This window comes from Streptomyces sp. 1-11 (assembly GCF_007176755.1).
Classification (GTDB): Bacteria; Actinomycetota; Actinomycetes; order Streptomycetales; family Streptomycetaceae; genus Streptomyces.
In genome coordinates this window covers 118,469-134,562 of the sequence record NZ_BJTV01000018.1, presented here as the reverse complement: position 1 = coordinate 134,562, position 16,094 = coordinate 118,469, and the positions used below count along the sequence as shown (strand labels likewise).

Here is a 16,094-nt window from a genome sequence, read left to right as displayed (position 1 = left end):
GTCGCCGGACGCCTCGGACTTCCCCGACTGCTGGGGCACACCGGGCCGCTGCGAGCCCCCGGCACTCTCGGCCCCGGGCTTCCGGGACCCCTCACCCTTGCCCGGCGCCTGCGGAGGCACACCGGGGCGCCGGGCGCCCTCGGACGTCCCGGATCCCTGCGGCCTCACCGGCCGCTGGGGCAGGCCGGAACCCGGGGACCCGGCGGAACGCTCCGCTCCCGGCCCTCCGGCACCCTCGCCCTTGCCGGGCTCCCGGGACTTCCCCGACTGCTCGGGCACGCCGGGGCGCTGCGGGCCCTCGGCCGCCTGCTGCCGGGCGCCCCCGGCCTCGCCGGACGCCCGCGGGGGCACGCCGGGGCGCCGGGGGCCGGACTCGCGGCCCTCGGCGGACTCGGGCTTCCCGGGCTCGCGTGACTGCCCGGCCTGCTGGGAGGGCAGGCCGCCCTGGGGCTCGCCGGGTGTCCCGGCGCCGTTGCTCCCCTCGCCCGTGCGGCCCTTCCGGCCCAGTTGGGCGGCCAGGGCCGCGCGGCGGGCCCGGGCGGCCTGGTCCACGCCGGCGCCCGGCGAGGGCTGACCGCCGGAGGCGGGGCCGGCCTGGTTCCCCTGGCCGCCGCGAGCCGAGCCGTCCCGGCCCCGGTCCTGGCCGGAACCGGCTCCGGTGCGCTCCGGCTCCGCCCTGCCCGGGCGGTCCGCGTCCCCTCCCTGTTCGCGCTTGCTGCCCAGGTCCCGGTCGTCGCCGTCCCCGGGCCGGGTGTTCCCGGTGGCACCGCCGCCGGCCTCGCCGGGTCGGGCGGGCCCTGCAGCCGGCCTCGGTCGTCCCGGCGCCCCGCCCTTGTTCGGCTGCTGCGGCTGCGGCTCGTCGCTCATGTCGTGCACGGACTCCTGTTTCGCGTCGTACGTTTCCCGTACGCCTCGTACGCCTCTGCGGCCCCCAGTTTGAAGACTCTCGCACCTGGCGATCCGTTCCCGGATTCCGGCACGCTTCCGGCACGAAAATGCGTGGCCGGCCGCCGGGCCTCCGGACTAGGCTCCTGCGCTTCGGTGTCGAGCGGTCCGGGGAGGTTGACTGGCGTGGGCGCGGGACGGTTGTACGCGGCCGTCGCGACGGGGGGATTCAGACGGTACGCGACGTATAGGGCGGCCACGGCGGCAGGGGTGTTCACGAACACGGTCTTCGGACTGATCCTCGTCTACACCTATCTGGCGCTGTGGGACGCGAAGCCGCACCTCGGGGGCTATGACCAGGCGCAGGCCGTCACGTTCGTCTGGCTGGGGCAGGCTCTGTACGCGACGCTGGCGATCCAGGGGGGCGGCTTCGAGACCGAGTTCATGGAACGCATCCGTACGGGTGAGGTCGCGATCGACCTGTACCGGCCGGTGGACCTGCAGATGTGGTGGCTGTCGAACGACCTGGGCCGGGCGCTGTTCCAGCTGCTCGGACGCGGGGTGGTCCCGTTCGTCTTCGGGGCGCTGGTCTTCCCGACGGCGCTCCCGCACGAGGTGGGCACCTGGCTGGCGTTCCTGGTCGCCGTGGCGCTCGCGATGGTCGTCAGCTTCGGGATCCGCTACCTGGTGGCGCTGACCGGCTTCTGGCTGATGGACGGCACGGGGGCGCTGCAGGCGCTGATGGTCACCGGCATCTTCTGCTCGGGGATGACGCTGCCGCTCAACGCCTTCCCCGGGACGCTCGGCGAGGTCGTACGGGCGCTGCCGTGGGCGGCGCAGGTGCAGGTGCCGGCGGACGTGCTGATGGGGACGGCCGATCCGCTGCCCTCCTTCGTCTTCCAGGCGGTGTGGGCGGTGGTGCTGCTGGCGGCGGGGCGGCTGGTGCAGAGGGCGGCGGCCCGGCGGGTGGTGGTCCAGGGTGGGTGAGTACGACACGGTGCGCGGGCAGGACGCGGTGCGTGAGCGCGACGCGGTGCGCCGGCAGGACGCGGTGCGCGGGCGCGACAGGGCGGGTGGGTACAACCCGCTGGCCGAAGGGCTGCGCGCCTACCGGCTGATCGCCGGGATGTGGATCCGTTCGACGCTGACCTACCGGTTGTCCTTCGCGCTGACCGCGTTCGGCGGGCTGGTGGTGACCGGCCTCGACTTCGTGACGATCATGCTGATGTTCTCCAGGGTCGACGTCCTCGGCGGCTACTCGCTGCCCGAGGTGGCGTTCCTGTACGGGCTGTCGGCGACGTCCTTCGGCATCGCGGACCTGGTGATGGGGTCGGCGGCCCGGCTGGGCACCCGGGTGCGCGACGGCACGCTGGACACCCTGCTGGTGCGGCCCGCGCCGGTGCTGGCGCAGGTCGCCGCCGACCGGTTCGCGCTGCGGCGGGTCGGCCGGTTCGGCCAGGGGGCGCTGGTGCTGGGCTACGCGCTGGTCGCGTCGGACGTCACCTGGACGCCGGTCAAGGCGCTGATGGTGCCGGGGATGGTGGTCTGCGGCGGGGTGATCTTCTGCGCGGTGTTCGTGGTGGGCGCGGCCTTCCAGTTCGTGGCGCAGGACGCGTCCGAGGTGCAGCACGCGTTCACGTACGGCGGTCAGACGCTGCTGCAGTACCCGCCGACGGTGTTCGGCAAGGAGCTGGTGCGGGGCGTGACCTTCATGTTCCCGCTGGCCTTCGTCAACTGGGTGCCGGCCGCCTACGTGCTGGGCAGGCCGTATCCGCTGGACGGGCTGCCGGAGGGGGCGGCGTTCGCGCCCCCGCTGGTGGCGGCGGTGTGCTGCGCCGCAGCGGGGCTGGCGTGGCGGGCGGGTCTTCGGTCCTATCGGAGTACAGGGAGTTGACGGTGGACGCGTTCATCGAGGTGGACCGGGTCGAGAAGGTCTTCGACGTGCGGCGCAAGACCGGGTTCATGAGGCGGGAGCGGCGGCAGGTGCGGGCGGTGGACTCCCTCTCGTTCACCGTGGCGCGCGGCGAGATGGTCGGTTACATCGGTCCGAACGGGGCCGGGAAGTCGACGACGATCAAGATGCTGACCGGGATCCTCACGCCGAGCGGCGGCCGGCTGCGGGTGGCGGGGATCGATCCGTCGCGGGAGCGGACCCGGCTGGCGCACCGGATCGGTGTGGTGTTCGGGCAGCGGACGACGCTGTGGTGGGACCTGCCGCTGATCGACTCCTACCGGCTGGCGCACCGCATGTACCGGATCCCGGACGCCCGTTACCGGGACAACCTGGACCGGTGCGTCGAACTGCTGGAGCTGGGCGACCTGTTGGACGTGCCGGTGCGGCAGTTGTCGCTCGGGCAGCGGATGCGCGGCGACATCGCCGCGGCCCTGCTGCACGATCCGGAGGTGCTGTACCTGGACGAGCCGACGATCGGCCTGGACGTGGTGTCGAAGGCCAAGGTGCGGGGCTTCCTGAAGGAGCTGAACGCCGGGAGCGGCACGACGGTGCTGCTGACGACGCACGATCTGCAGGACATCGAGCAGTTGTGCTCGCGGGTGATGGTGATCGACCACGGGCGGCTGATGTACGACGGCGCCCTGGCCGGGCTGCACGAGGCCGGGGAGGGCGAGCGGACGCTGGTGGTGGATCTGGAGCGGGAGCTGCCGCCGATCGAGGCGCCGTCGTGCCGGGTGGTGCGGGTGTCGGGGCCGCGGCAGTGGCTGGCGTTCCCGGCGGGGCAGTCGGCGGCGCCGCTGGTGGCGCACATCGCGGCCGAGTACCCGCTGGTGGACCTGTCGGTGCGGGAGCCGGACATCGAGGCGGTCATCGCGAAGATGTACGCGGAGAAGGCGGTCTCGTAGGCTGCTGCCATGACCGACGACGCAGTCCCGGACCTCCGGGCGTCCGACGCCGACCGTGAGCGGGTCGCCGAGGTCCTGCGCGACGCCCTCGCCGAAGGCCGCCTGGACATGGGGGAGTTCGAGGAGCGGCTGGAGGCGACGTACCAGGCGCGTACGTACGGCGAGCTGGCGCCGATCACCCGTGATCTGCCGGCCGGCGCCGCCGCGGCGCCCGCCGCGGTCTCCTTCAGCAAGGCGCCCGCCGGGCAGGACGGCTGGGCGGGCCGGATCGTCGGGGGCGAGGGTTCCTCGGCGGGCGGGTTCGCGGTGCTGTCGGGGTTCGAGCGCAAGGGCCGCTGGACGATGCCGAAGCGGTTCAACTGTTTCGCCTTCATGGGCGGCGGCGAGATCGATCTGCGGGAGGCGTACTTCGCGGACCGCGAGGTGGAGATCAACTGCGTGGCGGTCATGGGCGGGGTGCAGGTGATCGTGCCGCCGGGGGTCGAGGTCGTGGTGCGGGGCGTCGGCGTGATGGGGGGCTTCGAGCACCCGAGGGACGACGGTCCGCCGGAGCCGGGCGCGCCGCGGGTGATCGTCGGCGGCTTCGCCTTCTGGGGCGGGGTGGGCGTCGAGCGCAAGGTGACGCGGGCCGAGCGGCAGCGGCTGAAGGAGCAGCGCCGGCGGGAGCGGCTGGAGCGCAAGGAGGCCCGGCACGAGCTGCACCGGGCCCGGCGCGAGGACCGGCGCCGGTACTAGCCGCGGCGCCCAGGCACCGTCAGCCCCGGACGGCGTGCAGGCGCGCCGCCCCGGGGGGTAAGGCGCGCCCCCAGAACCCGGACTGTCCCCACCTAGGAGGTGCACACCTTGGTCAGCTCGCCGGCGGCGTCCGTGACGGGGCTGACGTCGGGTGTGCGGTCGCCGTCGGCGATGGCGGCGCGGACGTTGCCGACGGCTTCGGAGAGGTCGTCGACGGCCTTGTTGACGTCGGCGTCGTCCGTCTTGTCGCCGATCCTGCGGAGGTTCTTCTCGATGGAGTCGAGGGAGGCGTCGGCCTGAGTGGGGTCGTCGCCGGCGTTCTCCACGGCCTGCTGGAGGTCGGTGACGCTGTCGGCGATGGAGTCGGCGGTCTGTACGCAGTCCAGGGCCTTGTTCACGGCGTCGCAGCCGGTGGTGAGGCCGGCGGTGAGCGCGGCGGTCGCTACGGCGGCGGCGACGGCGGTGAGCCGGCTTCGGCGTCGGCTGGCGGCCATGGTGGTGTGTCCCTCCCCTGGTACGGCTGGCCGGGCGCACAGTGCTGAGCCGTGCGCCCGTACCCATACGGACGTCGGGGAGGGTGCGGGGGTTGCCCTCGCGGGGCGGGCTCTTTGGCGGTCCCTTTACTTTGCCAGGGTGGCGTCCAGCGCCGCCCGCTGGGCCGCGGCGAGTTCGCCGCAGCCGTTGACGGCGAGGTCGAGCAGGGCGTCGAGTTCCTGGCGGGCGAAGGGCTGGGCCTCGGCGGTGCCCTGGACCTCGACGAAGCGGCCGTCACCGGTGCAGACGACGTTCATGTCGGTCTCGGCGCGCACGTCCTCCTCGTAGCAGAGGTCGAGCAGGGGCACGCCGCCGACGATGCCGACGGAGACGGCGCTGACGGTGCCGGTGAGCGGCTGCCGGCCGGCCTTGATCAGCTTGCGGCCCTGGGCCCAGGCGACGGCGTCGGCCAGGGCGACGTAGGCGCCGGTGATGGCGGCGGTGCGGGTGCCGCCGTCGGCCTGGAGGACGTCGCAGTCGAGGACGATGGTGTTCTCGCCGAGCGCCTTGTAGTCGATGACGGCGCGCAGAGAGCGGCCGATGAGCCGGGAGATCTCGTGGGTGCGGCCGCCGATCCTGCCCTTGACGGACTCGCGGTCGCCGCGGGTGTTGGTGGCGCGGGGCAGCATGGCGTACTCAGCGGTGACCCAGCCCTCGCCGCTGCCCTTGCGCCAGCGCGGGACTCCGTCGGTGACGGAGGCGGTGCAGAGGACCTTGGTGTCGCCGAAGGAGACGAGGACGGAGCCCTCGGCGTGCTTGCTCCAGCCGCGTTCGATGGTGACCGGGCGGAGCTGTTCGGGGGTGCGGCCGTCGATTCGAGACATGCGCCGAGCCTATCCGCACGCGCGGAAGGGGCCCCTCCCGCGTCGGGAAGTGCCCCTTCCAGGTGAACCGGGAGGCTCACATCATGTCTTCGATCTCCGCGGCGATCGGGTCGGCGTCGGTGCCGATGACGACCTGGATGGCGGTGCCCATCTTCACGACGCCGTGGGCGCCGGCGGCCTTCAGGGCGGTGTCGTCGACGAGCGAGGGGTCGGCGACCTCGGTGCGGAGCCGGGTGATGCAGCCCTCGATCTCCTCGATGTTGTCGATGCCGCCGAGGCCGGCGACGATCTTCTCAGCCTTGCTGGCCATGTTGCTTCTCCCTGATCCGAACCGCTTTGTCGCAGTAACCCACAGTTGGCCCATCTTCGCGAGCGGTCGTGCGGTACGTGCCCAATGATGGCGATCACCACAGCGGAACCGTCCGCCGACTGGTCTACACCACCGGAGGGACGGTCGCCAAACCGGCTTGCGCGCCGAAGGATTCGGCCGCCGGGCCGGGGTGCGAGGCCGAGCGGTTCAGGGAGGACCCCGATGAGCGCCGACAGCGCCGAGAGCACCGCCCGCCCCGCGCGCGTACGGCTGCAGCGGCTGTACCAGGGCCTGCAGAAGATGGGCCGCAGTCTGCAGCTGCCCATCGCGGTGCTGCCGGCCGCGGGCATCCTGATCGGGCTGGCCCAGCCGGGCGTGGTCGGCGCGGGGGGCCTCGGCTGGACCACGGTCTCCAAGGTGATGCTGGGGGCGGGCGGCGCGCTGCTCGACGGCTCGCTGGGGCTGCCGCTGCTGTTCTGCGTGGGCGTGGCGATCGGCATGGCCAAGAAGGCGGACGGCTCGACGGCTCTCGCGGCGGTGGCGGGGTTCCTCGTCTACTACGGGGTGCTGCACGAGTTCCCGCAGGACTGCCCGGCCGGCTCGAAGGCGGTCGAGCACGTCGGCTGTCAGGTGGGGAACGGGACGGTGACGGCCTTCACCTTCCAGAACCCGGGCGTCTTCGGCGGCATCGTGATGGGCCTGCTGGCCGCCTTCTTCTGGGCCCGCCTCCACCGCACCCGGCTGGTGGACTGGCTGGGCTTCTTCAACGGCCGCCGGCTCGTGCCGATCGTCATGTCGTTCGTCGCCATCCTCTTCGCGGGTCTGTGCCTGTGGGTCTGGCCGCCGGTCGGCGCCGGGCTGGAGGGCTTCGGCCAGTGGCTGCGCGACGCGGGGTCCTGGGGCGCGGGGCTGTTCGGCGTGGCCAACCGGGCGCTGCTGGTGATCGGGCTGCACCAGTTCCTGAACGTGCCCCTGTGGTTCCAGTTCGGCAGCTACACCACGCCGGACGGCACGGTGGTGCACGGCGACATCAACATGTTCCTGTCCGGCGACCCGGACGCGGGGCAGTTCACCTCGGGGTTCTTCCCCGTCATGATGTTCGCGCTGCCGGCGGCGGCGCTGGCGATCACGCACTGCGCGCGGCCGGAGCGGCGCAAGGAGGTCGGCGGGCTGATGCTGTCGGTGGCGCTGACGTCGTTCGTGACGGGCATCACCGAGCCGCTCGAGTACTCCTTCCTCTTCGTCGCGCCCGCGCTGTACGCCGTGCACGCGGTGCTGACCGGGGTCTCGATGGCGGTGACATGGGCGCTCGGCGTGCACGACGGCTTCGCCTTCTCGGCCGGTCTGATCGACTACGTCATCAACTGGCACCTGGCGACGAAGCCGTGGCTGATCATCCCGGTCGGCCTGTGCTTCGCGGCGGTGTACTACGCGGTCTTCCGCTTCGCGATCACCAGGTTCGACCTGCGGACACCGGGGCGGGAGCGGGCGGAGGAGGTGGAGGACGTCACCAAGGCGTAGCCGCCCCGCAGGGGCACTGCGAGTAGCGCGGCGGTGACGGGAATCGCGGGTTCCTTACACCGCCTTCATCGTGCTACAACAGGTCTACACCACTGAGTGGTGTAGACCAGAGACGCCGCCGTCCTCCCTCCCCACGCACGGGCGGCGCCATGCCCACATGGAGGAAGTTGTGACCACGGCCAGCGCCGCTCCCGCGGCCGAGAAGAAGAAGGGCGCCGGCACGATGGCTGTGCTGCAGCGCATCGGCCGCAGCCTCATGCTGCCGGTGGCGGTGCTGCCGGCCGCCGCCCTCCTGGTGCGCCTCGGCAACACCGACATGCTGGGACGGCCGTCGTTCCCGACGTTCCTCACCAAGATAGCGGGCTTCATGGCCGCCGGCGGGAACGCGATCCTCGACAACATGGCGCTGCTGTTCGCCGTGGGCATCGCCATCGGCTTCGCCAAGAAGTCGGACGGCTCGACGGCGCTCGCGGCGGTCGTGGGCTACCTGGTCTTCAAGAACGTGCTGGGCACGTTCACCGACAAGAACCTGCCGAAGGTGGCGACCGCCGTCGACGGCAAGGTCGTCATGGTGGACGCGCCGGTGGACGCCAAGGTGCTCGGCGGTGTGGTCATGGGCATCGTCGTGGCCCTGATCTACCAGCGCTTCTACCGCACCAAGCTGCCCGACTGGGCGGGCTTCTTCGGCGGCCGGCGCCTGGTCCCGATCCTGTCGGCGTTCGCCGGCCTGCTCCTCGGCATCGTGTTCGGCTACATCTGGCCGGTCCTCGGCACGGGTCTGCACAACTTCGGTGAGTGGCTGGTGGGGTCGGGCGCGGTCGGCGCCGGCATCTTCGGTGTGGCCAACCGCGCGCTGATCCCGATCGGCATGCACCACCTGCTCAACTCGTTCCCCTGGTTCCAGGCCGGCGACTACCACGGCAAGAGCGGCGACATCGCCCGCTTCCTGGCCGGCGACCCGTCCGCCGGGCAGTTCATGACCGGCTTCTTCCCGATCATGATGTTCGGCCTCCCGGCGGCCTGCCTGGCGATCGTGCACTGCGCCCGCCCGGAGCGCCGCAAGGTGGTCGGCGGCATGATGTTCTCGATCGCGCTGACCTCGTTCGTGACCGGTGTGACCGAGCCCATCGAGTTCACCTTCATGTTCATCGCGCCGGTCCTGTACGGCATCCACGCGGTCCTCACCGGCGTCTCGCTGGCGCTGACCTGGGCGCTGGGCATGAAGGACGGTTTCGGGTTCTCGGCGGGCGTGGTCGACTTCGGGCTGAACCTGGGCATCGCGACCAACCCCTGGGGCCTGGTGCTGGTCGGCCTGTGCTTCGCGGCCGTCTACTACGCGGTCTTCCGCTTCGCGATCGTCAAGTTCAACCTGCCTACGCCGGGCCGCGAGTCCGACGAGGAGTTGGCGGAGCTGCAGAAGGCCGAGGCCAAGTAGCCTCCCCCGCACGGCGAAGGCCCCCGGAACCGATCGGCTCCGGGGGCCTTCTCCGTCGTCTGCCGGGGCGTCAGATCTCGTACGTCGCCGCGGGCGCCGCCAGGTCCACCCGGCCGGTGAAGACCTCACGGGCGTGGGTCAGGTTGAGCTGGGGGTCGGTCCACGGCGGGATGTGGGTGAGGACCAGGTGGCGGGCGTTCGCGCGGGCCGCCGTCTCGCCGGCCTCCCGGCCGTTGAGGTGCAGGTCCGGGATGTCTTCCTTGCCGTGCGTGAACGCGGCCTCGCACAGGAACAGGTCGGCGTCCCGGGCCAGCTCGTCCAGCGTCCCGGTGACGCCCGTGTCGCCGGAGTACGTCAGGACCTTCCCGCCGTGCTCGATCCGGATGCCGTACGCCTCCACGGGGTGCCGCACCCGCTCGGTGTGCACGGTGAACGGGCCGATCTCGAACGTCGAGGGCTTCACCGTGTGGAAGTCGAAGACCTCGCTCATGGAGGAGGCGGAGGGGGTGTCGGCGTAGGCCGTGGTCAGGCGGTGCTCGGTGCCCTCGGGGCCGTAGACCGGCATCGGGGCGCAGCGGCCGCCGTCGAAGCGGTAGTAGCGCGCGACGAAGTAGGCGCACATGTCGATGCAGTGGTCGACGTGCAGGTGGCTCAGGAAGATCGCGTCGAGGTCGTAGAGACCGCAGTGGCGCTGCAGCTCGCCGAGGGCGCCGTTGCCCATGTCGAGGAGCAGCCGGAAGCCGTCGGCCTCGACGAGGTAGCTCGAGCAGGCCGATTCCGCGGATGGGAACGACCCCGAGCAGCCGACGACGGTGAGCTTCATGAAGCAGAAACCTCCGTTGGCGGAAGGCGGCGGACGGGGAGCCGGCGAAAGGGGCCGGGGGCAGGGCAGACGGGGGTCGTGCGGTCCGTCGAGCGTAAGGCGCGAAAGCGCGGGTCGCTCCTCCGCCAGGGGCCGTTGTGGGCGAACTCACCTGTGCTGTCACCGGTTCGGCTGGACCCAGGGGCGCATAAGAACGGAAGAGGGCGCGCAATGCCGGGCGCGCGCCGGTAACGTCGTCCTCATGGACACGTCCTGGTGGCTGGCGCTCGCGGCGGTGGTGCTGCTCGCGCTGGTCGCCACACTCGTCGACGGCTGGGGGCGGGGCCGGCGGCCCGGCGGGCGCAGGCTGCGGCCGCCCGGACGCCCCGGGACCCGGGACCGCTCCCGGACGCGCCCGCACCCCGGCGACATCTGGTGGGCGAACGTGCCCTACGAGGACCGCGCGGAGTCCAAGGACCGCCCCTGCCTGGTGCTGGCGGTGCGCGGCAACCGGGCCACCGTCGCGAAGATCACCAGCAAGTACCACGACGAGCGCGCCGGGGTGATCCCGCTGCCGCCCGGCGCGGTCGGCGACGCGCACGGGCGGCCCAGCTTCCTGCAGACCGACGAGCTGCGGGAGGTGCCGGTGGGGGACTTCCGGCGCCGGGTGGGCGTGGTCGACCCGGTGCTGTGGGACCAGGTGCGCCACCTCGCGGGCTGAGCCGCGCCGGGCCGGCCGCGGGGCGGCTACTGCTGCCGGACCGTCACCGTGACCTTCCATTCCTGGACGCCCTCGCAGGAGACCTGGCCGGTGGCGGTGGGCTCGGGGCACATCGGCCGGGAGGACGTCAGTTCCGCGGTGCCGGCGGCCGCCGCGCGGTAGGCGGCGGTGGCGTCGCCCGGCTGGATGACGAAGCCGGAGTTGATCGCCTCCAGGGCGGTGCCGCTCGCCGCGACCGGCTTCCAGGGGCGGTCCTTGCTGCCGTCGAGGGTGAGCCGCAGCTCGCCGCCCTTGGTCAGGCAGAGGGTGCGGCCGTCGTCGGCGGCGGTCAGCTCGGCGTGGGAGACGCACCCGCCGGACGGCGGTGTGCCGGTCGCCGACGGTGACACCCTGCCGCTGCCGCCCCCGGTGTCGTCACCGCCGTCCCCGCCGCTCTGCGAGCCGCAGCCCGCGAGGAGCAGGGCGGCTGCCGCGAGGGCGAGGGTCGTCGTTCGACGCATGGGGTCCGCCTTTCGTCCGTGGCCGGCCGTCCGGCCGCTGGTACGGATGTGACGTACCACCGGCGCGGACGGATCCCGCGTGCGGAGGGCGGAATTCCCCTCGGGTGGCGAAACCTATGCCCAGAGCTGGCCGTGCAGCGTCTCGATGGCCTCTTCGGTGGTGGCGGCGGTGTAGACGCCGGTGGAGAGGTACTTCCAGCCGCCGTCGGCCACGACGAAGACGATGTCGGCGCTCTCGCCCGCCTTGACCGCCTTCCTGCCGACGCCGATCGCCGCGTGCAGGGCGGCGCCGGTGGAGACGCCCGCGAAGATGCCCTCCTGCTGGAGGAGCTCGCGGGTGCGGGTGACCGCGTCGGCCGAGCCGACCGAGAAGCGGGTGGTGAGGACGGAGGCGTCGTAGAGCTCGGGGACGAAGCCCTCGTCGAGGTTGCGCAGGCCGTACACCAGGTCGTCGTAGCGCGGCTCGGCGGCGACGATCTTCACGTCCGGCTTGTGCTCGCGCAGGTAGCGGCCGACGCCCATGAGGGTGCCGGTGGTGCCGAGGCCGGCGACGAAGTGGGTGACGGAGGGCAGGTCGGCGAGGATCTCCGGGCCGGTCGTGGCGTAGTGGGCGCCCGCGTTGTCCGGGTTGCCGTACTGGTAGAGCATCACCCAGTCGGGGTGCTCGGCGGAGAGTTCCTTGGCGACGCGCACGGCGGTGTTGGAGCCGCCGGCGGCCGGGGAGGAGATGATCTCGGCGCCCCACATGCCGAGCAGGTCCCGGCGCTCCTGCGAGGTGTTCTCCGGCATCACGCACACCATGCGGTAGCCCTTGAGCTTGGCGGCCATGGCGAGGGAGATGCCGGTGTTGCCCGAGGTGGGCTCCAGGATGGTGCAGCCCGGGGTCAGCCGGCCGTCCTTCTCCGCCTGCTCGATCATGTGCAGGGCCGGGCGGTCCTTGACCGAGCCGGTGGGGTTGCGGTCCTCCAGCTTGGCCCAGATGCGGACGTCGTCGGACGGCGACAGCCGCGGCAGGCGCACCAGAGGGGTGTTGCCCACCGCGGCCAGCGGGGAGTCGTAACGCATCGGGATCAGGCCATGCCACCGGCGACGGCCGGCAGGATGGTCACGCTGTCGCCGTCGGCCAGCTTGGTGGAGATGCCGTCGAGGAAGCGGACGTCCTCGTCGTTGAGGTAGACGTTGACGAAGCGGCGCAGCTGCTCGCCGTCCACGATGCGGGCCTGGATGCCCGGGTGCCGGGACTCGAGGTCGGCGAAGAGCTCGGCGAGGGTGTCCCCGGTGCCCTCCACCGCCTTCTGGCCGTCGGTGTACGTGCGGAGGATGGTCGGGATGCGGACCTCGATGGCCATGGCGTCAGGGCTCCTGTCGAAAATGAGTCAGGTCGGTGGGCGCGACAGCGCGGGCGTCTCATGTACGCGGAGTGGGCGCCGCCGGCTCACGGCCGTACGGCGGCAGAGGCGTGCGTCAACAGATGGCGCTTGCGAGCCTGCACAGGTCGACGTGCAGCCGCGCCACGAGCAGCGTGCCCGGCGTCTTGTCGCTCACGTCTCGGTCAACCATGAGGTCATCGTATCGATTCCCGCCCCCGCACCCGGAGTGCCGTCCCACACTTCGGATGGCCCTCGGCCACTGGCTGAGACCGCCGGGATCGGCGCGCCCGCCGGAGCGCCGGTCAGTACGCCTGCACGACCTTGACCTCCTCCTCCGTGACCTCGCCGTCGAGGATGCGGAAGGAGCGGAACTGGAAGTCGCCGAGGCCGTCGGCGTCGGCGGTGGAGACCAGGACGTAGTGGGCGCCGGGCTCGTTGGCGTAGCCGATGTCGGTGCGGGAGGGGTAGGCCTCGGTCGCGGTGTGGGAGTGGTAGATGACCACCGGCTCCTCGTCGCGGTCGTCCATCTCCCGGTAGAGCTTGAGCAGGTCCTGGGAGTCAAACTCGTAGAAGGTGGGCGAGCGGGCCGCGTTCAGCATCGGGATGAAGCGCTCGGGGCGGCCGGCGCCCACCGGGCCCGCGACGACGCCGCACGCCTCGTCCGGGTGGTCCTCGCGCGCGTGGGCGACGATCTGGTCGTGGAGGGCCTGGGTGATGGTCAGCATGGGGGCCAGGATAGGCGGACGGGCCGCCCCGTACCGAGGTCCGGTACGGGGCGGCCCACATGGTGGACGCCCTGAGCGGTGGCGGCCGGGACTGCCACGAGTACTCCCGGCGGCCGGACATCCTGGGGGAAGGTTTCTCCTAGGCGGTCAGCCGACCTTCTCGTACGTCCGCTCGTCGCGGTCCGCGATCTGCGGGGCGCGGGACTTCAGGACCATCCAGCCGATGCCGAGCGCGACCGCCCAGCCCGCCATCACGTAGAGGCAGACCCGGGAGTCGGCGTCGTAGGCGATCAGGCCGGTGACGAAGAGCAGGAACACGATGGCGATGTAGGAGCACACCGCGCCGCCCGGCGCCGGGAAGGAGGAGGCGGGCAGCCGGCCCGCGACGACCGCGCGGCGGTAGATGACGTGGCTGACCAGGATCATCAGCCAGGTCCAGATGCCGGCCGCGGTGGCGACGGAGGTGACGTAGCCGAAGGCCTTCTCCGGGACGACGTAGTTCAGGACCACGCCGATGCCCATGAAGAGCACCGAGACGGTGATGCCGAGCGCCGGGGTCTTGCTGGCCGACAGCTTGCCGAAGGCCCGCGGGGCCTCGCCGTTGTCGGCCAGGGTGCGCAGCATGCGGCCGGTGGAGTACATGCCCGAGTTGCAGGAGGACAGGGCCGCGGTGAGCACCACGAAGTTGACGATGCCCGCGCCGGCCGGGATGCCGATGACCGCGAACGCCTTCACGAAGGGACTGACGCCCTCGGCGAATTCGGTCCACTTGACCACGCAGAGGATGACGGTCAGGGCGCCGACGTAGAACAGGGCGATGCGCCAGGGCAGGGTGTTGATCGCCTTCGGCAGGGTCTTCTCGGGGTTCTCGGACTCGCCCGCGGTGACGCCGACCAGCTCGACGGCGAGGTAGGCGAACATCACGCCCTGCAGGGTCATCAGCGAGGAGCCGACGCCCTTCGGGAAGAAGCCGTCGAACTGCCAGAGGTTCGCCACGTGCGCGGTGTCGCCGGCGGCGCTGAAGCCGAAGGTGAGCACGCCGAGGCCGATCACGATCATGCCGATCAGGGCGGTGACCTTGACCATGGAGAACCAGAACTCGATCTCGCCGAACAGCTTGACCGAGATCAGGTTGGCCACGAACAGGACGACGAGGAAGACCAGGGCCGTGACCCACTGCGGGACGGCCGGGAACCAGTAGTTGACGTAGATGGCCGCGGCCGTCAGCTCGGCCATGCCGGTGACCACCCACATCAGCCAGTACGTCCAGCCGGTGAAGAAGCCGAAGAACGGGCCGAGGAACTCACGGGAGTACTCGGCGAAGGAGCCGGAGACGGGGCGGTAGAGCAGCAGCTCGCCCAGGGCCCGCATGATGAAGAAGATGATCGCGCCCGCGAGCGCGTACATGAGGATGAGACTGGGGCCCGCCTTGGCGATGTTCGCCCCGGCGCCCAGGAACAGGCCGACGCCGATGGCGCCGCCGATGGCGATCATCTGGACCTGACGGCTGCCGAGCCCGCGCTCGTACCCCTCTTCGGGGGCTTCTGTGACCCTCTCGGAGGCCATGTGTGGTGCGCCTTTCTCCATGCCGACCCGGACCTTTCGTCGGCCCCGGATCGGGTTTCGATCCCCCCGGATGATGGAGTTGGGCGGGGTTTCGGGAACCCGCCCGTGCCTGGCCGGCGGTTGCCGGCTCGGTGGCGCACCCGGCCGGACATGGGTGGTGTCGGCCGGGCGGTCGTGAAGATTTATCACGGCCGCAATATTGGGCACAGGGGGCGGTTGTGACGCACCACACAGGAAGAAGCGGACAAAGAGCGCTCGAACGCGTGAAAACCGGCCACCACGGTGACGCGATCGTTATCCGGATTTGAGTGTCCTTTGAGCGAACACGAAATCAGGATGATCAGGGCATCAAGGTCGTCACGAGGGTTTCCTGGAGCCCGCCGAGCCACAGATAGGCCATCACCATCGGCTTGCGCGGGTCGTCGTCCGGCAGCCCGTAGAGCAGCTCGGTGTCGTCCTCGTCGGTGATCTCCAGCCGGGCGCCGATCGCCAGGCGGAGGTCGTTGAGGGCGCCGAGCCACCAGCGCGACTCGTCCGGGGTGAGCTTGAGGACCGCCCCGCCGGCATCCGCCGCGTTCAGCGCGTCGAGGGTGCGGATGACCGCGAGAGCGTTCTCCCGCTTGCCGGCGCGCAGGTCGTTCTCGGTGTAGCGGCGGAACTCGGCGGAGTGCGCCTGTCGCTCCTCCGCCTCGGCCGGGGAGGCGGGCGCCCGCTCCGGGTCGCCGTAGGCGTCGGGGAAGAGCCGCCTGAGGACCGGGTCGGCGGGCGGCTCGCTCGGCCCCTCGGCGAACAGCTCGGCCAGCGGGTCGCCGCCTGCGTCCTCGGCGGGGCCGGGGCCGATGAGCTCGAGGAGCTGCACGGCCAGCGACCGGATGATGGAGATCTCGACGTCGTCGAGCGCGACGGCCGCGCCGCCGCCGGGAATCGGTTCGAAGGTTCCGGGCATGGAGGGGATCGCTACTTCCGGTCCTGCTGGAGGGTGGCCCACAGTCCGTAGCCGTGCATCGCCTGCACGTCGCGTTCCATCTCCTCGCGAGTGCCGCTGGAGACGACCGCCCGGCCCTTGTGGTGGACGTCGAGCATGAGCTTGGTGGCCTTGTCCTTCGGGTAGCCGAAGTAGGTCTGGAACACGTAGGTCACATAGCTCATGAGGTTGACCGGGTCGTTGTGCACGATCGTGATCCAGGGGACGTCGGGCTCGGGTACGGCGAAGACCTCCTCCGCCGACTCGGTGCGTTCGATCTCTACGGGCGCGGGTGACGTCACACAGCCCATGCTGCCACGCGGGCCAGTATTCGTCACACTGA

At 71.5% G+C, this 16,094-nt stretch carries 19 protein-coding genes; 7 read left to right on the top strand and 12 right to left on the bottom strand.

Annotated features, from left to right (window positions below):
* The first annotated feature begins 1,071 nt into the window (after positions 1 to 1,071).
* The 4 genes from TNCT1_RS30385 to TNCT1_RS30370 all read left to right on the top strand — a co-directional run bounded on the left by TNCT1_RS30385 (position 1,072) and on the right by TNCT1_RS30370 (position 4,479).
* Positions 1,072 to 1,872, top strand: a complete 801-nt coding sequence (locus tag TNCT1_RS30385; RefSeq protein WP_143638475.1) for an ABC-2 family transporter protein — start codon at positions 1,072 to 1,074, stop codon at positions 1,870 to 1,872.
* Positions 1,873 to 2,011: 139 nt separating this feature from the next.
* A complete protein-coding gene (locus TNCT1_RS30380; RefSeq protein ID WP_143638541.1) occupies positions 2,012 to 2,779 on the top strand; it encodes an ABC transporter permease in 768 nt (255 codons plus the stop codon).
* Positions 2,776 to 3,744 (top strand): ATP-binding cassette domain-containing protein, encoded by a 969-nt coding sequence (locus TNCT1_RS30375; RefSeq protein ID WP_143638473.1) that lies wholly within the window; start codon positions 2,776 to 2,778, stop codon positions 3,742 to 3,744. The genes TNCT1_RS30380 and TNCT1_RS30375 overlap by 4 nt, the downstream gene beginning before the upstream one ends.
* Before the next feature lie 9 nt (positions 3,745 to 3,753).
* The gene (locus TNCT1_RS30370) at positions 3,754 to 4,479 is read left to right on the top strand and encodes a DUF1707 domain-containing protein (RefSeq protein ID WP_143638471.1); all 726 of its coding nucleotides are present in this window, start codon (positions 3,754 to 3,756) and stop codon (positions 4,477 to 4,479) included.
* Positions 4,480 to 4,571: 92 nt separating this feature from the next.
* Here the strand turns inward: TNCT1_RS30370 and TNCT1_RS30365 are convergent, their stop codons facing one another.
* The 3 genes from TNCT1_RS30365 to TNCT1_RS30355 form a co-directional block, all read right to left on the bottom strand.
* Positions 4,572 to 4,973, bottom strand: coding sequence for a hypothetical protein (locus TNCT1_RS30365; protein WP_143638469.1), 402 nt, complete (start codon positions 4,971 to 4,973; stop codon positions 4,572 to 4,574).
* Positions 4,974 to 5,099: 126 nt separating this feature from the next.
* On the bottom strand, positions 5,100 to 5,837 hold the full coding sequence (rph, locus tag TNCT1_RS30360; RefSeq protein WP_143638467.1) for a ribonuclease PH: 738 nt from the start codon (positions 5,835 to 5,837) through the stop codon (positions 5,100 to 5,102).
* 76 nt (positions 5,838 to 5,913) lie between these two features.
* Complete coding sequence (locus TNCT1_RS30355) at positions 5,914 to 6,147, bottom strand: glucose PTS transporter subunit EIIB (RefSeq protein ID WP_143638465.1); 234 nt, start codon at positions 6,145 to 6,147, stop codon at positions 5,914 to 5,916.
* Between the two features lie 222 nt (positions 6,148 to 6,369).
* Between TNCT1_RS30355 and TNCT1_RS30350 the strand changes: the two genes are divergently transcribed.
* Together TNCT1_RS30350 and TNCT1_RS30345 are read left to right on the top strand one after the other, a co-directional pair.
* On the top strand, positions 6,370 to 7,668 hold the full coding sequence (locus tag TNCT1_RS30350) for a PTS transporter subunit EIIC (RefSeq protein WP_143638463.1): 1,299 nt from the start codon (positions 6,370 to 6,372) through the stop codon (positions 7,666 to 7,668).
* Between the two features lie 169 nt (positions 7,669 to 7,837).
* Positions 7,838 to 9,103 (top strand): PTS transporter subunit EIIC, encoded by a 1,266-nt coding sequence (locus TNCT1_RS30345; protein WP_143638461.1) that lies wholly within the window; start codon positions 7,838 to 7,840, stop codon positions 9,101 to 9,103.
* A gap of 70 nt (positions 9,104 to 9,173) precedes the next feature.
* Here TNCT1_RS30345 and TNCT1_RS30340 read toward each other — a convergent pair whose 3' ends face one another.
* Complete coding sequence (locus TNCT1_RS30340; RefSeq protein WP_143638459.1) at positions 9,174 to 9,926, bottom strand: MBL fold metallo-hydrolase; 753 nt, start codon at positions 9,924 to 9,926, stop codon at positions 9,174 to 9,176.
* A 241-nt stretch (positions 9,927 to 10,167) separates the two neighbouring features.
* Between TNCT1_RS30340 and TNCT1_RS30335 the strand changes: the two genes are divergently transcribed.
* On the top strand, positions 10,168 to 10,626 hold the full coding sequence (locus tag TNCT1_RS30335) for a type II toxin-antitoxin system PemK/MazF family toxin (RefSeq protein WP_143638457.1): 459 nt from the start codon (positions 10,168 to 10,170) through the stop codon (positions 10,624 to 10,626).
* Positions 10,627 to 10,652: 26 nt separating this feature from the next.
* On the opposite strand, the gene TNCT1_RS30330 is transcribed toward TNCT1_RS30335, so the two are convergent.
* The 8 genes from TNCT1_RS30330 to clpS form a co-directional block, all read right to left on the bottom strand.
* The gene (locus TNCT1_RS30330) at positions 10,653 to 11,126 is read right to left on the bottom strand and encodes a hypothetical protein (RefSeq protein WP_143638455.1); all 474 of its coding nucleotides are present in this window, start codon (positions 11,124 to 11,126) and stop codon (positions 10,653 to 10,655) included.
* A 114-nt stretch (positions 11,127 to 11,240) separates the two neighbouring features.
* Positions 11,241 to 12,191: a PLP-dependent cysteine synthase family protein gene (locus tag TNCT1_RS30325; protein WP_143638453.1), complete on the bottom strand. Its 951-nt coding sequence runs from the start codon at positions 12,189 to 12,191 to the stop codon at positions 11,241 to 11,243.
* Positions 12,192 to 12,196: 5 nt separating this feature from the next.
* Positions 12,197 to 12,475, bottom strand: coding sequence for a MoaD/ThiS family protein (locus tag TNCT1_RS30320; RefSeq protein WP_143638451.1), 279 nt, complete (start codon positions 12,473 to 12,475; stop codon positions 12,197 to 12,199).
* A gap of 115 nt (positions 12,476 to 12,590) precedes the next feature.
* Positions 12,591 to 12,686, bottom strand: a complete 96-nt coding sequence (locus tag TNCT1_RS37010) for a putative leader peptide (RefSeq protein ID WP_348652465.1) — start codon at positions 12,684 to 12,686, stop codon at positions 12,591 to 12,593.
* A gap of 112 nt (positions 12,687 to 12,798) precedes the next feature.
* Positions 12,799 to 13,221 (bottom strand): Mov34/MPN/PAD-1 family protein, encoded by a 423-nt coding sequence (locus TNCT1_RS30315; RefSeq protein WP_143638449.1) that lies wholly within the window; start codon positions 13,219 to 13,221, stop codon positions 12,799 to 12,801.
* A gap of 147 nt (positions 13,222 to 13,368) precedes the next feature.
* Complete coding sequence (locus tag TNCT1_RS30310) at positions 13,369 to 14,787, bottom strand: amino acid permease (RefSeq protein WP_143638447.1); 1,419 nt, start codon at positions 14,785 to 14,787, stop codon at positions 13,369 to 13,371.
* A 340-nt stretch (positions 14,788 to 15,127) separates the two neighbouring features.
* Positions 15,128 to 15,733, bottom strand: coding sequence for a DUF2017 domain-containing protein (locus TNCT1_RS30305; protein WP_143638445.1), 606 nt, complete (start codon positions 15,731 to 15,733; stop codon positions 15,128 to 15,130).
* Between the two features lie 11 nt (positions 15,734 to 15,744).
* Entirely contained in the window at positions 15,745 to 16,062 is a 318-nt protein-coding gene (clpS, locus tag TNCT1_RS30300) for an ATP-dependent Clp protease adapter ClpS (protein ID WP_143638443.1), read from the bottom strand.
* Positions 16,063 to 16,094 lie beyond the last annotated feature (32 nt).

Bases quoted from the DNA above. Each gene is read 5' to 3' on its own strand.
- TNCT1_RS30380 (WP_143638541.1), top strand. From the start codon at position 2,012: ATGTGGATCCGTTCGACGCTGACCTACCGGTTGTCCTTCGCGCTGACC.
- TNCT1_RS30370 (WP_143638471.1), top strand. From the start codon at position 3,754: ATGACCGACGACGCAGTCCCGGACCTCCGGGCGTCCGACGCCGACCGT.
- TNCT1_RS30365 (WP_143638469.1), bottom strand. From the start codon at position 4,973: ATGGCCGCCAGCCGACGCCGAAGCCGGCTCACCGCCGTCGCCGCCGCC.
- rph (WP_143638467.1), bottom strand. From the start codon at position 5,837: ATGTCTCGAATCGACGGCCGCACCCCCGAACAGCTCCGCCCGGTCACC.
- TNCT1_RS30355 (WP_143638465.1), bottom strand. From the start codon at position 6,147: ATGGCCAGCAAGGCTGAGAAGATCGTCGCCGGCCTCGGCGGCATCGAC.
- TNCT1_RS30350 (WP_143638463.1), top strand. From the start codon at position 6,370: ATGAGCGCCGACAGCGCCGAGAGCACCGCCCGCCCCGCGCGCGTACGG.
- TNCT1_RS30340 (WP_143638459.1), bottom strand. From the start codon at position 9,926: ATGAAGCTCACCGTCGTCGGCTGCTCGGGGTCGTTCCCATCCGCGGAA.
- TNCT1_RS30335 (WP_143638457.1), top strand. From the start codon at position 10,168: ATGGACACGTCCTGGTGGCTGGCGCTCGCGGCGGTGGTGCTGCTCGCG.
- TNCT1_RS30330 (WP_143638455.1), bottom strand. From the start codon at position 11,126: ATGCGTCGAACGACGACCCTCGCCCTCGCGGCAGCCGCCCTGCTCCTC.
- TNCT1_RS30325 (WP_143638453.1), bottom strand. From the start codon at position 12,191: ATGCGTTACGACTCCCCGCTGGCCGCGGTGGGCAACACCCCTCTGGTG.
- TNCT1_RS30320 (WP_143638451.1), bottom strand. From the start codon at position 12,475: ATGGCCATCGAGGTCCGCATCCCGACCATCCTCCGCACGTACACCGAC.
- TNCT1_RS37010 (WP_348652465.1), bottom strand. From the start codon at position 12,686: ATGGTTGACCGAGACGTGAGCGACAAGACGCCGGGCACGCTGCTCGTG.
- TNCT1_RS30315 (WP_143638449.1), bottom strand. From the start codon at position 13,221: ATGCTGACCATCACCCAGGCCCTCCACGACCAGATCGTCGCCCACGCG.
- TNCT1_RS30310 (WP_143638447.1), bottom strand. From the start codon at position 14,787: ATGGCCTCCGAGAGGGTCACAGAAGCCCCCGAAGAGGGGTACGAGCGC.
- TNCT1_RS30305 (WP_143638445.1), bottom strand. From the start codon at position 15,733: ATGCCCGGAACCTTCGAACCGATTCCCGGCGGCGGCGCGGCCGTCGCG.
- clpS (WP_143638443.1), bottom strand. From the start codon at position 16,062: ATGGGCTGTGTGACGTCACCCGCGCCCGTAGAGATCGAACGCACCGAG.